The sequence below is a fragment of the Sunxiuqinia sp. A32 genome, from assembly GCF_052690465.1.
Window position 1 is genome coordinate 41455 of sequence record NZ_JBQYLI010000020.1, and the last position, 15087, is coordinate 56541.

The following is a 15087-nucleotide window of genomic DNA, read 5'->3' on the forward strand; positions in this document are numbered from 1 at the left end:
TGAATAATTTTAACACACACAATAAATATTAACTCAATAAACTATTATGAATCAAACGTTTTTAATTGGTATTAAATTCTTTAAGAGAACCTGCTCTTTGATTGTTCTTATTTTAATAGTATCCTATTCTGGATATGCAAAAAATGTAAGCACAGAACTTTTTTCACCTGATAAAAGTATAAAAGTTGAGATTAACCTGAATGATAAAATTTATTATTCTGTTTACCAGGATGATCAGATTCTTTTAGAGAATAGTTATTTAGGATTGCGTCTTAAAGATGAAGTACTGGGAGATAATCCAAAGTCGGCTTCACAAAAAGTGTCTGTTATTGATGAAATAATAGAAAGAGAAATTCCCCTACGAAATGCAAAAGTTGTAAATAATTGCAACGTGCTTTTAATGAAGTTTAAGAATAAGTATTCAGTTGAATTTCGGGCATATAACGATGGTGTTGCCTATCGGTTTATTACCAATAAAGGGAAAGATGATATTGAAGTATTGAATGAAGATGTTCATCTGAATTTTCCTGCAAAATTTGACGCTGTATGGTCTCCGACAGGTTCATTTAAAAGCTCGTATGAGATTACTTATGTGGAGACCAATACGACTGATGCCATTGAACTTGATAAAAGCACTTTACCTGTTTTGATTGATACCAAGCAGCAAACTAAAATTTTGATTTCAGAAGCTGATTTATTTGACTACCCATGTTTGTTTTTGAAAACTATTGATGGAAATGCCATGGATAGCAGGTTTCCAAAATGTCCAGTAGAATTTGGTGACGATGGTGACCGAAGTGTCAAATTGCTGATAGAGGCTGAGTACATCGCAAAAACTACCGGAAACCGTAATTTCCCTTGGCGAGTTTTCATGATCAGTACTGATGATACGCAGATTTTTGAGAATGAGATGGTATTTAAATTATCCCGCCCGAATGAATTAGGTGATACAGATTGGATTAAACCCGGACAAGTTAGTTGGGAATGGTGGCATGATGCCCGTTTGTATGGAGTCGATTTTAAGTCCGGATATAATTTGGAATCTTACAAGTATTACATTGATTTTGCTTCTGAATTTGGTATTCCATATATTATTATGGATGAAGGTTGGGCTAAAAGCACCCGCGATCCTTATACTCCAAATCCAACTATCGATTTGTTTGAATTGATTAAATATGGAAAATCAAAGAATGTAAAAATTGTTCTATGGTTAACCTGGCTGACGGTTGAAAATAACATGGAGCTTTTCAAAACATTTAGTGACTGGGGAATTGCAGGGGTGAAGATTGATTTCATGGATCGCAGTGATCAGTGGATGGTAAAATATTATGAGCGTGTAGCAAGAGAAGCTGCGAAACACAATCTTTTCGTTGATTATCATGGTGCCTTTAAACCTGCAGGTATGGAACGTGCCCTACCTAATATTTTAGCATATGAAGGTATTGTGGGAATGGAGCAGAATATTTGGGGTGGAAGAGCCACAACAACAAATAACGCTTATCTTCCATTTATCAGAAATGCTGTTGGTCCTGCTGATTTTACTCCTGGGGCAATGAACTCAACGCATCCGGAAGACTACAGACCTTCACGAACTAATACCGTTAGTATTGGGACAAGAGCCTATCAGTTGGCATTGTATGTGGTTTTGGAGAGTGGTATCCAGATGTTGGCAGACAATCCATATTATTATTATTATCGCGAACGTGAATGTACCGAGTTTATCACCAGTGTTCCGGTTGTTTGGGACGAAACAAAAGTTTTGGATGCAAAAGCTGGTAAATACTTTGTAGTGGCAAAGCGGAGTAACGATAAATGGTATATTGGAGCAATTACTGATACCGAAGCACGCGACATTACATTGGACTTAAGTTTTCTAAAATCTGGCAAAGTGTATAAAATAACATCATTTCAGGATGGTATAAATGCGGGCGTTCAAGCTGTGGACTATAAAAAAGTTGAAGGCCAGGTGAAGAAAGATGATGTATTAAAAATTGAGCTGGCCCGCGACGGAGGTTGGGCTGCAGTCATTGAATAAATCCAAACTGATGAAATATATAATATTTGTTTTCGCAATTATATTTGCGGTGGTAAGCTGTACCCCGACTCAAAATAAAAGTTCGGAAGAACTAACAAGTTACGTCAATCCTTTTTTAGGAACTGCGCCCCTGCAAGACAGCATTGATTGTGGATATACTCCTCCTGAAAATTGGAGAGTTTGGGCTGGATTAACTTATCCAGGTTCTTCAGTTCCAAATGCCATGGTACAATTAAGTCCGATTACAGAATGGAGAAGTGGAGCAGGTTATGAATATGAGGATACCAAAATTCTAGGTTTTACTCACACCAATAAAGGACATTGGAATTTGTGTCACATACCTTTCTTGCCAGTTTCCGGAGAGGTGAATGCTGATGACTTTAGTTCAACTTTTAGTCATGAGAATGAATCTGCAAAACCGGGTTATTATCAGGTGTATCTTGATAGATACGATGTAAATGCTGAACTAACTTCAACTTTGCGTTGTGGATTTCATAAATACACATATGAAGATGGTGTAGATAAAAAGCTGGTTGTAAACTTATCCCGGTCTAACGAACGCGTGCGCGATTGGACAATCGAGCAGGAAGGTGAATCAGTCTTTAAAGGTTTTCAACAAACTGGCGATAAAATTTATTTTTATGCAAAGACGAATCATCAGATTGCATCGATTGATTCGTTGGGTGAAGGCCGCAACAAAATTTCAGTGGTTAGTTTTGATGGTAACAGCAAACCTTTGGAAATTAAGGTGGCACTTTCATTCGTTAGTCTGGAAAATGCCAAAGAAAACCTGGAAGCAGAAATTGCAACGAAGAGCTTTGCTGATGTTAAAGATGAAGCGAACGAAACTTGGTCGGAATTGTTGTCGAAAATTGAAGTAACCGGTGGAACGGATCGTCAAAAAGAGTTGTTTTATTCCTCCCTATATCGTTCATTTTTATGGCCGGCATTACGAAGTGATGTGAACGGAGATTTCACCGATGCAAGTAGAACAGTTGTTAATAAAGGATTTCGATATTATACAACTCCTTCTATCTGGGATACCTATCGCAATAAATTAGTTTTGCTTGGAATATTATCACCAGACGTTACTAACGACGTAATTCAATCAATGATTGACAAGGGAGAGAAAAGAGGGTTTATGCCAACTTTTTTTCATGGTGATCATGCTGCAGCTTTTGTTTCCGGATCTTATTTAAGAGGTATTCAAGGATATGATGTAAAAAGTGCTTACAACTTACTTCTCCGCAATGCCACTTTAGACGGGGGTACTCGTCCGCATATTGCTGAATACATGGAGAAAGGTTATATATCAACTCCGGTTGTTGAAAATCCGCATGTGGAGTCAAAAGCAAAAGCTGGCGTAACCAAAACATTGGAATACGCCTATGATGATTATGCAGTTGCACTGTTGGCAAAGGAATTTGGAGACGAAGACAATTATCAGATGTTGATGAAAAGAACGTCCAACTACAAAAATCTATTTGACCCATCCACCGGTCTGATGCGTGGTCGGTTGGAGAATGGCGATTGGGTTGATAACTTTAATCCTCAGTATCCTTATTACGAATACATGTACAGAGAAGCCAATGCATGGCAGTCGTCATTCTTTGCGCCACATGACACCGAAGGATTAGTGGAATTGTATGATAGCAAGGAAGTTTTTGAATCGATGTTGGACTCTCTGTTTACTATTCCATGGAATGGAAATTATATTGCTCGAAATGTTTCTTCATTTATTGGTCAGTATTGTCATGGCAATCAGCCAGACCATAGTTTCCCATTTTTGTATTACTTTGCAGACAAGCAGGAAAAATCACAGATGTATCTGGATAGTATAATGAATCATTTCTATGGAATGGGAGCGTCTGGAAACGCTCTTAGCGGAATGGATGATGCCGGCGAAATGTCTTCCTGGTATGTATTTACTGCAATGGGATTGTACCCTTATTCGCCTGCGGATGCTGAGTATATTGTTTCTGTTCCAATTTTTGATTCTATAAAACTGGATTTGGGAAGTGAATCAGAAATTGCCGTTGTGAAAAATAATAATGGAAGAAAAATCACTGATATTTCCATTGATGGAACGAAAGTTGATGGTTACTTCGTTGCTCATGATCAATTAAAAACCGGCAATAAATTAGTGATATCAACAAAATAAAAAAGGATAGAAAAATTAAGTGCAAATTTGAAAGAAAATAAAAATGAATTCAAGAAGAGATTTTATTAAAAAGGGAAGCCTAACTATTGCAGGATTAGCAGTAGCAGGTAGTGGTCGTGTTTTCGCAGGAAATAGTCGTGCGAGTTATGTAACTAATCGTCCGGCAGTTGGAGAACGTAATTTTACTTCGAAAACTGTTGATAAAGTGATTGCTTCTACCAAAGCAAAACTGAAAGATCCTAAGTTAGCCTGGATGTTTGAAAACTGTTTCCCAAACACACTGGATACAACTGTAGAGTATGAAAAGATAAACGGTAAGCCTGATACTTTTGTAATTACAGGTGATATTCATGCCATGTGGTTGCGTGATTCTACTGCCCAGGTATGGCCTTATCTTCCATTGGCAAACGATGATGCTGAATTGCAATCGTTGTTGGCTGGTGTGGTGAATCGTCAAACACAATGTGTATTGTTGGATCGTTATGCCAACGCTTTCAATAAAACGAAAGAAGAAGAAGTGCACTGGATGAGCGACTTGACTGATATGAAACCAGGTTTGCACGAACGCAAATGGGAAATTGACTCGTTATGCTATACTGTTCGCTTGGCATACAATTACTGGAAAACTACCGGTGATAAAAGCGTTTTTGATGCAGACTGGCAAAAAGCTGCGGCTTTAATTGTAAAAACATTTAAGGAGCAACAACGCAAAGATGGTTTAGGACCGTATAAATTCCAACGTGAAACGCCTCAGCAATTAGATACAGTATCGAATCATGGATACGGTCGCCCGCTGAAGCCTGTAGGCTTAATCAACTCATCTTTCCGTCCGTCAGATGATGCAGCTACTTATGGCTTTTTGATCCCTTCAAACTTATTTGCAGTTGTTTCATTGAAACAACTTGCTGAAATCAGTAATGAAGTTACAGGCGATAAAGCTTTTGCAAAAGAATGTTCAGCTTTGTCTGAAGAAGTAGATGCCGCTGTTAAAAAATATGCAATTGTAGAACATCCTAAATATGGAAAGGTATACGCATTTGAGGCAGATGGCTTTGGCAACACTACCTTTATGGATGATGCAAATGTACCTAGTTTGCTTGCTTTACCATACTTGGGATGTGTTGATAAGGATGATGAAATTTATCAAAATACACGCAAGCTGGTATGGAGTGAAGACAATCCATATTTCTTTAAAGGAAAAGCAGCTGAAGGCATTGGTGGCCCACACGTAGGATACGATATGGTTTGGCCAATGAGTATCATTATGCGTGCAATGACCAGTTCTGATGAAAAGGAAATAGCTTGGTGCGTGAAAACGCTTCGTGATACCGATGCAGATACTGGATTTATGCACGAAACATTCCACAAAGATGATCCTGCAAATTTCACTCGTTCGTGGTTTGCCTGGGCCAATACGCTGTTTGGTGAGCTAATACTTAAATTAGTAAATAAAGGAATGAAATTATAACCGTTCCTTCTTTAAAATGTCTAATTGGGACGCAAGAGATAAATACTTTTATAGTTGTTTATCTCTTGTAAAAACCCAATCATTGCCTTTGGAAAGTTCGTTGTTAAAATAATAACCTTCCAGATCAAAGGCTTTTAAATCCTCGGGGTTTTGTATGTTGTTTTTAACCATGAAACGGCACATTAAACCCCGAGCTTTTTTTGCAAAAAAGGAGATCATTTGATATTTACCGTTTTTATGTTCTTTAAACGCCGGAGTGATAATTTCTCCTTTCAATTTTTTCTTATCTATTGCCTTAAAATATTCAATCGACGCCAGGTTGATTAATGTTCCACCTTTGGCTGCTAATTCTTTATTAAGTTCTTTGGTGATTTTTAATTGCCAAAAATCATACAAATCTTTGTACTTACCAATTTGAAGTCGCGTACCCATCTCTAAGCGATATGCCTGAATTAAATCAAGAGGTTTTAGCAAACCATACAATCCTGATAAGATACGGATTCTTTCCTGTGCAATTTTAAATTCGTTCGCAGTTAACGTATTTGCATCCAAGCCAAGGTATACATCTCCGTTAAAAGCAAGTGCAGCCTGTTTGGCATTCTCTGGAGTGAAAGGAGGCTTCCACTGAAAATTTCGTTCAAAGTTAAGTTCAGCAAGTTTTGCCGAAATGCCCATCAATTTCACCAGTTCTTGAGGAGAAAGAGTTTTTAGTTGCTTATTAATCTTTTTTGCGTCATTCAGGTATATAGGAATGGTGTGATCTTCAATAACTGGTTTGGTTTTAAAGTCGAGTGATTTTGCTGGCGATATTATTGCTATCATAATTGATTCATTTTTTTCATTACCGAAACAAGTTTGAATTTGAAAGGTTTACTTTCATTTACTCATTTCACCTTGAAAAAATAGTAATATTTAAAATTTTGTATTTTATATTTTTCTGAATAGATGGCTAATTCTCGATTAGTTTGACGCGCAACAGATAGTTATCGGCTGTAATATATAATTGCGTGAAATCGCTATTGAATGCGCAATTGGCAGTTTCTTCTCCCGTAGAAATAGTTCCCAGAAGTTTAGCATCGGGTGTAAAAATTAAAATACCGCCTGGTCCGCTAGCAAAAATCCAACCATTGGGATGCACCTTCATCCCGTCGGGAAGTCCTTTCTGGTGTTTTGCTCTTTCAGTTGCATCAAAAAATACCTTCCCATTTTTCAATAAGCCATTTTTGGCTACGTCATAGACCATCCAGATTGCTTTCTCAGGATCAGAATTGGCTACATACAATTTGGTGTAATCCGGAGAAAATGCGATCCCATTTGGACAGGATAATTCCTTCGTTAAAAGAGTAATTTCTCCATTTTTATCAACCTTAAAAACTCCTTGGAAATCGATTTCCTTTGCTGGGTCATCCAGGTAGAATTCCAATCCGTAGGCTGGGTCTGTAAAGTAGATATCACCATTTTTATGAAAGGTCGCATCGTTTGGACTATTGAGTCTTTTTCCCTGATATTTATCGATAATAGTAGTAAAGTCTGTACTTGGATTTTTTAAATCCGTGTTCATTCTGGCAATTCTTCGATCTCCGTGTTGACAAAGAATTAGCCTACCATCTTTGTCCAATAATAGTGCATTGGAACCTATTTCACCGCCACGTTTTTTGTCTGAAGTATAGCCCGAATTTTTTAAGAAAAGTTTTTTGCCTCCTTTTTCTGACCATTCAAAAATTGCGTTATTGGGAATGTCAGAGAAGATGACTTTGCTTTCAGAGGCAAGCCAAAGAGGCCCCTCACTCCATTCAAAACCTTCTGCCAGTATTTCAATCTGTGCATTTTCAGGAATGATCTGATGTAACTTCGGATCGTCAACTATAATTTTGCTGTCTGGTTTTATATTTTGCGAATACCCAAAAAGACATATCGAAACAAACAATATGGATATAGAAATTGATTTCATAATAGATGATTTTGAATTCATCTAAAATTAAGAAAAAGCAAACAGATATTAATCCAGTTGCAGGTTTATTCTATTTTCGTTTTATGAATGTTGCCTATCTTTTTTCTAAAAGAACCACATTTTCAACATGGTGCGTGTGTGGAAACATATCTACCGGCTGAATTTTTGTAACACGGTATTGCTCATCCATCAATGATAAATCTCGTGCTTGAGTGGCCGGATTGCAACTAACATATACGACTTTTTCCGGAGAAACCTCCAGGATAGTTTTAATTACATCTTCATGCATTCCTGCACGTGGTGGATCGGTTATTATTACATCCGGTTTCCCATGTTCAGCAATAAACTCGGCATTCAGCACATCTTTCATGTCGCCGGCAAAAAAGATTGTGTTATCTATCTCATTCAATTTTGAGTTCTCCTTGGCATCTTCAATGGCTTCCGGTACATATTCAATGCCAACAACTTTCACGGCTTTCCCAGCTACAAAATTTGCAATAGTTCCGGTTCCGGTGTAGAGGTCATAGACCACTTCGGAACCTGTTAAACCAGCAAAATTTCTAGCTACTTTATAAAGTTCGTAAGCTTGCTCCGAATTAGTCTGATAGAAACTTTTTGGTCCGATTTTAAATTTGAGTCCTTCCATTCCCTCAAAAATATGATCACGACCTTTGAATAGAACAATCTCCTGATCGGTGATCGTATCGTTTCCTTTGGTGTTGATCACATACATCAGCGAAGTTAAATCTGGAAATTCATTGCTGATTGCCTGTAATAATGATTCACGGATTTCTTTATCTTCATAGTAGAACGAAATAATTACCATGCTTTCTCCCGTAGATGTAGTGCGAATAATTAGATTTCGCAACAAGCCTTCTTGTTTCTTGACATCGAAAAAATCCAGTTTATTTGTCAATGCGTAATCACGGATGAAATTCCTTATTTCATTGGAGGGGGATGGCTGAAGCCAACATTTTTTAATGTCGATAATTTTATCAAACATTCCGGGAATATGAAAACCAAGCGCATTCATTTGCTTGGGTTCAATTCCATCATTCATTTCATCAACAGCTAGCCAGCGTTTATTGGAAAAACTAAACTCCAATTTATTCCTGTAAAAAGTATCTTTTGCTGATCCTAAGATCTGATCCATTTCAGGTAGCTCAATCCTGCCCAGTCGTTTCAATTGATCACCAACCTGTTTTTGCTTGTAGAACAATTGTTTTTCATAAGGAAGGAATTGCCATTTACAACCACCACAAACTCCAAAGTAATCGCAAAATGCATCAACTCGGTCTGCAGATTTTTCATGCACATTCGTAACTCGTGCTTCCTGATAGTTTTTTCGCTTTTTCACAACTTGTAAATCCACAATATCACCAGGTATGACATGTGTTGTAAATACAACTACGTCATTCACTTTGGCAATTGCTTTACCTTCGGCACCGATGTCGGTAATGGTTACTTGTTCGTAAAATGGTTTGTTTTTGCGACTTCTTCCCATGATTGTGATTTTGCTGCAAAAGTAGAAAATAATTGCGTTCTCTATAACTGAAAATCTAACCTTATAAAATTCATTGATTCTTTTATCTTTGCAGCTCAATTTTTCTTTTATGATATCAGTAGACCAATTAGTAGTTAGTTTTGGAGGATTTGAGCTTTTTAAGAAGGTCTCATTTTTAATTGGACCCAAGGATCGTATCGGATTGGTTGGGAAAAATGGTGCTGGTAAATCAACTTTGCTCAAAATAATTTCTGGTCTGCAGCCTCCTTCCGAAGGTAATGTTGTTGTTCCAAAAGATGTGAGGATTGGATATTTACCACAGCACATGAATGTTGCCGATAAGCATTCAGTTTTTGAAGAAACCAAAAAAGCGTTTGACGAAATTCTGGATTTAAAAAAGCAAATTGACAAGATCAATCATGAGATAGCGACCCGCGAAGATTATGAATCTGAAGAGTACCTCAAGTTAATTACACAGATTACGGAATTGAATGACCACTATCAGATGCTTGGCGGAGGTAACTTTGAGGCTGAGATTGAGCAGACACTTATGGGGCTTGGTTTTGAGAGGAGTGATTTTACTCGTCCTACCAATGAGTTTAGTGGTGGATGGCGGATGCGTATTGAATTGGCTAAAATATTATTGAAAAAGCCTGATATCTTTCTTTTAGATGAGCCAACCAATCACCTTGATATAGAATCTATACAATGGTTAGAAGATTTCTTGAAAAACTATCCGGGATCTGTTGTGCTGGTTTCACACGACCGCGCATTTTTGGATGCAATTACAAACAGAACGGTTGAAATCTCATTAGGAAAGATTTATGATTATAAAGCTAACTATTCACGGTATCTTGAATTGAGACAAGAACAGCGGGAAACTCAATTGGCAGCATTTAAAAATCAGCAAAAGCTGATCGAAGAAACTGAAAAGTTTATTGAGCGTTTTCGATATAAAGCTACTAAGGCTGTTCAGGTTCAATCACGTTCTAAAATGTTGGACAAGCTGGATCGGATTGAAATTGAAGAAGAAGATAATTCACGTTTAAATATACGATTTCAACCACCGGAGCGCTCTGGCACTGTTGTGGTGGATTGCAAACAGCTTTCAAAAAGTTATGGTAGTTTGAATGTGTTGGACGAAATTGACTTAACCATTGAGCGTGGGGAGAAGGTCGCTTTTGTTGGAAAGAATGGTGAAGGCAAGACTACCTTGGCAAGAGTTATTCTTAATGAGCTTGAGTATTCTGGTGAGTTAAAAATCGGACACAACGTTAAGGTTGGTTATTTTGCTCAAAACCAGGCCCAGCTGATGGATGAGAATCTTTCGGTTTTGGAAACTATTGACCAAATTGCAGTTGGAGATATCCGAACAAAGATTCGCGACATACTAGGTGCTTTTATGTTCTCGGGTGAAGATGTAGATAAGAAAGTGAAAGTACTTTCGGGAGGTGAACGAACCAGGCTTGCCATGATTCGACTGATGTTGGAGCCAGTAAATTTTCTGGTAATGGATGAACCGACCAACCACCTGGACATGCGATCTAAGGAAATGTTGAAGCAAGCTTTGGCTGAATATCCTGGGACTGTATTAGTCGTTTCGCACGATCGGGAGTTTTTGGATGGTTTGGTAAATGTTGTTTACGAGTTTCGTCATAAGAAGGTGAAGCAACACCTGGGCGGAATTTATGATTTCCTTCAGCGTAAGAAAATGGAGTCGCTCAAAGAACTGGAGAAGAAACGAGTAAAGCGTCCAAATGGTAAAGAAGTTGTTCAGGAAACAAAACAGGAGCAGCTTAGCTATGAGGAGCGAAAAGAATTGAATCGGAATTTGTCACGTTTGGAAAAAAGCATTGGACAAATTGAAGAGAATATTTCAAATCTGGAGATTGAAATAGAGGAGATGGATAAATTGATGGTCAATCCGGAAAACTTATCAGATTCCTCTATCTTTGAAAAATACAATGGCAGGAAGGCTGATCTCGAAAAAGCGATGACAGATTGGGAAACAGCTCATGAAGAATATGAAGAACTCAAACTAAAGAAAAACTGGTAAATGTATCAACGCAGACCCAAACAAAATAATGACGACTTGATCTTTGGTATCCGTACCGTCATTGAAGCCGTTAATTCTGGCAAAGAAATTGAAAAAGTACTCATTAAAAAGGGCCTAAGCGGAGACTTGTTCAAAGAGCTTTTTGAGTTAATACGTGAGCATGGGATTCCTTTCCAATATGTTCCTTTCGAAAAAATAAATCGAATTACCAGAAAAAATCATCAGGGAGTTATTGCTTTTGTTTCTCCGATAGTCTTTCATGATCTGGAAAACTTTTTACCCTCCGTTTTTGAATCGGGTAAAGATCCCTTTGTATTAGTACTTGACCAGGTAACCGATGTGAGAAATTTTGGTGCAATTGTGCGAACTGCTGAATGTGCTGGTGTTGATGCTGTTTTAATTCCAGAAAAGGGATCTGCACGGATTAATGCAGATGCAGTAAAAACATCTGCAGGTGCCTTACATTTGGTTCCTGTTTGCCGTACAAAAGATTTGCAAAGAAGTATTAAGTATCTTCAGGAATGTGGATTGAAACTAGTTGCTGCCACTGAAAAAGCAAATGAAAATTTCACAAAAACAAATCTATCAGGTCCGGTTGCGATAATTATGGGATCTGAAGAATACGGGATTGCTCCTGAAATTTTGAAAATGACCAATGAGCAGGTTCAGATTCCGATTCTTGGAAAAATTGAATCATTAAATGTTTCAGTGGCTGCAGGCTTACTACTATATGAAGTGATCAGGCAAAGAGATGCTGATCACTCATGAATTGGAACTTGTCTTTTAAAAGTTTCCTCCAATGATATAAATGTTTCTGTACTGGAGATTCCTCCAATTTTTTGAACCTTTCCACTCAAAATCTCTTTTAAGTGTTCATTGTCACGTGCATATACTTTTACAAAAATAGCATATTGCCCTGTGGTGTAGTGGCATTCAACAATTTCTGGAATTTCCATTAGTTTCGCAGCAACGTTTTCATAAAAGCCACCCTTTTCTAAAAACACACCTACATATGTGCATGTTTTGTAGTCAACCTTCTTAGGGTCAATGTTGTAGCCGGATCCGGTGATTACATTCATTTCAATCATCCGGTTGACTCGCTGATGAACAGCAGCTCTTGATACCCCTACTTCTGCAGCAACATCTTTAAATGGAATACGTGCATTTTTGGTAATAATATCAAGGATGTGAAGGTCTATTTGATCTAAATTGTTTCTAAGCGTCATTTCTGTTTTCTAATATGTTGTTACTGAAACGAAATTACACAAATTTTAGCAAAAAGTTAAAATAATAAGTGTTGTTCTTTCAATTTGCAATTTAAAATTAATGTAAATTGACTGTAAAGTGTTGTATATTAGTGGTTAATTGTAAAGATGAATATTTTTTGTTAAAATATTGTAATGTGTATTCGAATAAAAACTATCAAAATGAAAAATAATATTTGAAAATAAATAATAAATGCTATTTTTGTCACCGTAATAATGTCAAATTGATATAGGCTGAGGATATTCATTTTGACTTTTTGATTTAAAAATTGTAGGTAATTTTAAATATTTTGACATTATGAAAAATACTAATTATAGTTGGGTTTTTATCCTTCTATTATTGATTGTAGCGGCTGTAGTCGGCATTTTCTTTCCAAGTGGATTTGGTGGGTCAGATGATCCAAACATTGTTCCTGGTGATGTAGCCTGGATGTTAACAGCAACAGCATTAGTTCTGTTAATGACTCCTGGTTTAGCCTTCTTTTACGGAGGGATGATTCAACCTAAAAACATTCTATCAACCATGTTGCAAAGTTTTATTGCGATGGGTGTGATCAGTGTTATTTGGGTTATTTTTGGATTTAGTCTTGCTTTTGGAGACAGTATTGGGCCCGAGGGTTATGGCCTGTTTGGAAATCCCTGGACCTTTTTCATGTTTAAAGGGGTAACAGGTGCAACAGATGCTAATTTAAGTCCGACTGTACCTTTGGCACTTTTTGCCATGTTTCAACTGAAATTTGCCATTATCACTCCAGCTTTAATTACTGGATCGTTTGCCGGACGTGTAAGATTTCGTGCTTACATGATGTTCATGGTATTATTCACGATCTTTATTTATGCACCGTTAGCACACTGGACCTGGCATCCAAATGGATTCCTTCGTAATTGGGGAGTTCTTGATTTTGCCGGTGGTACAGTAGTGCATATGTCCGCTGGTTTTGCTGCTCTAGCCGGAGCTCTTTTCTTAGGTAAACGCAAAGATTTCGGTAAAGAATTTAAACCTGCAAATATTCCTTTTGTATTGCTGGGAGCTGGTATGTTATGGTTTGGATGGTTTGGTTTCAATGCCGGATCAGCCTTAGGAGCCAATTCAACTGCTGCTCTTGCTTTGATGAATACCAATACCGCTTCTGCTGCGGCGATGCTCGCTTATTTATTTTATGATATGGCAAAAGGTAAAAAGCCTAGTGGAATGGGAGCTGCAATTGGTTTAGTTGTTGGTTTGGTAGCTATTACACCGGCTGCCGGATTTGTAAATGTTGGAGCCAGTATTTTTATTGGTGTTGTAGCGGCAATTGTAAGTAATTATGCAATTGAATTGCGCTCAAAAGCACGATTGGATGATACCTTAGATGTATTTCCAGCACATGGTATGGGTGGTATTGTTGGTATGATTTTAACAGCAGTTTTTGCTGAAGGTGTTGGCCTTATTTATGGTGAAGTGACAACATTCTTGTACCACTTGCTTGCACTTGTTATAGTTGGTGTGTTTACATTCGGAGGATCTTACCTGATGTACAAAGTTACCAACTGGATTGTACCATTGCGCGTATCGGCTCATTCAGAAAAAATTGGATTGGACATCAGTCAACACAATGAATCATACGATTTTGAATATAAAAGTAATGAAAGCGAAGAATAAGCGTTAGCGTTCTCGCTCTTATTAATGCTCGAAAACTCCCTTTCTCCAAGGGAGTTTTTTTTGTTTGTATCCATTCAATTTTCACTAAATTGTATAAACTAATTTGTTGTAGGTTATGGACACCACTCCTAAAATTCTATTCATTATTAATCCAAATGCTGGCAAGCGTAAAAGCCGAAAGCTGATTCGAGAGCTCAATAAATATGCTGATAAAATTGATTTTCGTCTGAGTGAATCTCCTTGTCATGGAAAAGAAATAGTTAAAGCTGAATTCTCAAATTATGAGGTGTTTGTTGCAGCTGGGGGCGATGGAACGGTAAATGAGATCGCATCTGTATTGATTGGAACGGATAAGAAACTTGCTGTTTTTCCGGCAGGATCAGGTAATGGTTTTGCTCGTGAGTTTGGATTTAAAAAGAATGTCCCGTTTTTGTTGAAATCCATCAGAAGAGGAAAGATTCTAAAGACTGATGCTCTTTTTATTAATGAACATTTGAGCATACATATTTCAGGGGTGGGTTATGATGGCAAAGTAGCGCATTATTTCTCACGTTTGAAAGGGCGTGGATTTTTGAATTATGTGGTAAGCACTATCTGCATAATTTTTTCTTACAAACCGGTTGAGGTTACAGTTGAAACGGATGAAGAGACAATCCATGACCAGTTTTTTATGATTAATATTGTCAATAATCGACAGTTTGGTTATCATGCGATTATTGCTTCGGAGGCAAATCCAACGGATGGAAAATGCGAATTAGTTTTGACAAAAGAATTTTCGAAGTGGCTTTTTCCTGTTTTCTCTTTGCAATTGTTTCTCGGCATTTTAAAACCTTCAAAAGCTCTCAGAGTAATTTCTTTTCAGAAGGGAATTATTCTAAATACGTCTGCCACTAAATTTCATATTGATGGAGAGCCTATTATCTTGAAATCGCCAGTTAGGATTCGCGTTTTGCCCGGAAAGTTAAACGTAGTGGATACGGGAAAAGTTAAGTTTCATTAGTTGGG

11 protein-coding genes are annotated in these 15087 nt (G+C 37.5%); 7 read left to right on the forward strand and 4 right to left on the reverse strand.

Going from position 1 to position 15087, the window contains the following annotated elements:
- Positions 1-46: 46 nt before the first annotated feature.
- Genes ACUNWD_RS17425 through ACUNWD_RS17435 form a run of 3 tightly spaced genes read left to right on the forward strand, consistent with a single transcriptional unit; the run spans position 47 to position 5664 of the window.
- On the forward strand, positions 47-2035 hold the full coding sequence (locus tag ACUNWD_RS17425; RefSeq protein WP_445589130.1) for a glycoside hydrolase family 97 protein: 1989 nt from the start codon (positions 47-49) through the stop codon (positions 2033-2035).
- Between the two features lie 10 nt (positions 2036-2045).
- A complete protein-coding gene (locus ACUNWD_RS17430) occupies positions 2046-4196 on the forward strand; it encodes a GH92 family glycosyl hydrolase (RefSeq protein ID WP_445589131.1) in 2151 nt (716 codons plus the stop codon).
- A gap of 43 nt (positions 4197-4239) precedes the next feature.
- Positions 4240-5664, forward strand: coding sequence for a glycoside hydrolase family 125 protein (locus ACUNWD_RS17435; RefSeq protein WP_445589132.1), 1425 nt, complete (start codon positions 4240-4242; stop codon positions 5662-5664).
- Between the two features lie 48 nt (positions 5665-5712).
- On the opposite strand, the gene yaaA is transcribed toward ACUNWD_RS17435, so the two are convergent.
- From yaaA to rlmD, 3 genes are all read right to left on the reverse strand, one after another.
- A complete protein-coding gene (gene yaaA / locus ACUNWD_RS17440) occupies positions 5713-6486 on the reverse strand; it encodes a peroxide stress protein YaaA (RefSeq protein WP_445589133.1) in 774 nt (257 codons plus the stop codon).
- 127 nt (positions 6487-6613) lie between these two features.
- Positions 6614-7615, reverse strand: a complete 1002-nt coding sequence (locus tag ACUNWD_RS17445; RefSeq protein ID WP_445589134.1) for an SMP-30/gluconolactonase/LRE family protein — start codon at positions 7613-7615, stop codon at positions 6614-6616.
- Between the two features lie 94 nt (positions 7616-7709).
- A complete protein-coding gene (rlmD, locus tag ACUNWD_RS17450; protein ID WP_445589135.1) occupies positions 7710-9119 on the reverse strand; it encodes a 23S rRNA (uracil(1939)-C(5))-methyltransferase RlmD in 1410 nt (469 codons plus the stop codon).
- Positions 9120-9228: 109 nt separating this feature from the next.
- Between rlmD and ACUNWD_RS17455 the strand changes: the two genes are divergently transcribed.
- On the forward strand, positions 9229-11175 hold the full coding sequence (locus ACUNWD_RS17455) for an ABC-F family ATP-binding cassette domain-containing protein (protein WP_445589136.1): 1947 nt from the start codon (positions 9229-9231) through the stop codon (positions 11173-11175).
- Positions 11176-11943: a 23S rRNA (guanosine(2251)-2'-O)-methyltransferase RlmB gene (gene rlmB, locus ACUNWD_RS17460; RefSeq protein ID WP_445589137.1), complete on the forward strand. Its 768-nt coding sequence runs from the start codon at positions 11176-11178 to the stop codon at positions 11941-11943.
- Here the strand turns inward: rlmB and ACUNWD_RS17465 are convergent.
- Entirely contained in the window at positions 11934-12401 is a 468-nt protein-coding gene (locus ACUNWD_RS17465; RefSeq protein ID WP_445589138.1) for an Lrp/AsnC family transcriptional regulator, read from the reverse strand. The genes rlmB and ACUNWD_RS17465 overlap by 10 nt on opposite strands.
- Positions 12402-12738: 337 nt before the next feature.
- Here ACUNWD_RS17465 and ACUNWD_RS17470 point away from each other — a divergent pair, with 337 nt between their 5' ends.
- Both ACUNWD_RS17470 and ACUNWD_RS17475 read left to right on the forward strand, forming a co-directional pair.
- Positions 12739-14082 carry an ammonium transporter gene (locus ACUNWD_RS17470; protein WP_445589139.1) on the forward strand — a complete coding sequence of 448 codons (1344 nt, stop codon included), beginning with the start codon at positions 12739-12741 and terminating at the stop codon, positions 14080-14082.
- A 115-nt stretch (positions 14083-14197) separates the two neighbouring features.
- On the forward strand, positions 14198-15082 hold the full coding sequence (locus ACUNWD_RS17475) for a diacylglycerol/lipid kinase family protein (protein ID WP_445589140.1): 885 nt from the start codon (positions 14198-14200) through the stop codon (positions 15080-15082).
- The last annotated feature ends 5 nt before the right edge of the window (positions 15083-15087 follow it).

Bases quoted from the DNA above. Each gene is read 5' to 3' on its own strand.
- ACUNWD_RS17425 (WP_445589130.1), top strand. From the start codon at position 47: ATGAATCAAACGTTTTTAATTGGTATTAAATTCTTTAAGAGAACCTGC.
- ACUNWD_RS17430 (WP_445589131.1), top strand. From the start codon at position 2,046: ATGAAATATATAATATTTGTTTTCGCAATTATATTTGCGGTGGTAAGC.
- ACUNWD_RS17435 (WP_445589132.1), top strand. From the start codon at position 4,240: ATGAATTCAAGAAGAGATTTTATTAAAAAGGGAAGCCTAACTATTGCA.
- yaaA (WP_445589133.1), bottom strand. From the start codon at position 6,486: ATGATAGCAATAATATCGCCAGCAAAATCACTCGACTTTAAAACCAAA.
- ACUNWD_RS17445 (WP_445589134.1), bottom strand. From the start codon at position 7,615: ATGAAATCAATTTCTATATCCATATTGTTTGTTTCGATATGTCTTTTT.
- rlmD (WP_445589135.1), bottom strand. From the start codon at position 9,119: ATGGGAAGAAGTCGCAAAAACAAACCATTTTACGAACAAGTAACCATT.
- ACUNWD_RS17455 (WP_445589136.1), top strand. From the start codon at position 9,229: ATGATATCAGTAGACCAATTAGTAGTTAGTTTTGGAGGATTTGAGCTT.
- rlmB (WP_445589137.1), top strand. From the start codon at position 11,176: ATGTATCAACGCAGACCCAAACAAAATAATGACGACTTGATCTTTGGT.
- ACUNWD_RS17465 (WP_445589138.1), bottom strand. From the start codon at position 12,401: ATGACGCTTAGAAACAATTTAGATCAAATAGACCTTCACATCCTTGAT.
- ACUNWD_RS17470 (WP_445589139.1), top strand. From the start codon at position 12,739: ATGAAAAATACTAATTATAGTTGGGTTTTTATCCTTCTATTATTGATT.
- ACUNWD_RS17475 (WP_445589140.1), top strand. From the start codon at position 14,198: ATGGACACCACTCCTAAAATTCTATTCATTATTAATCCAAATGCTGGC.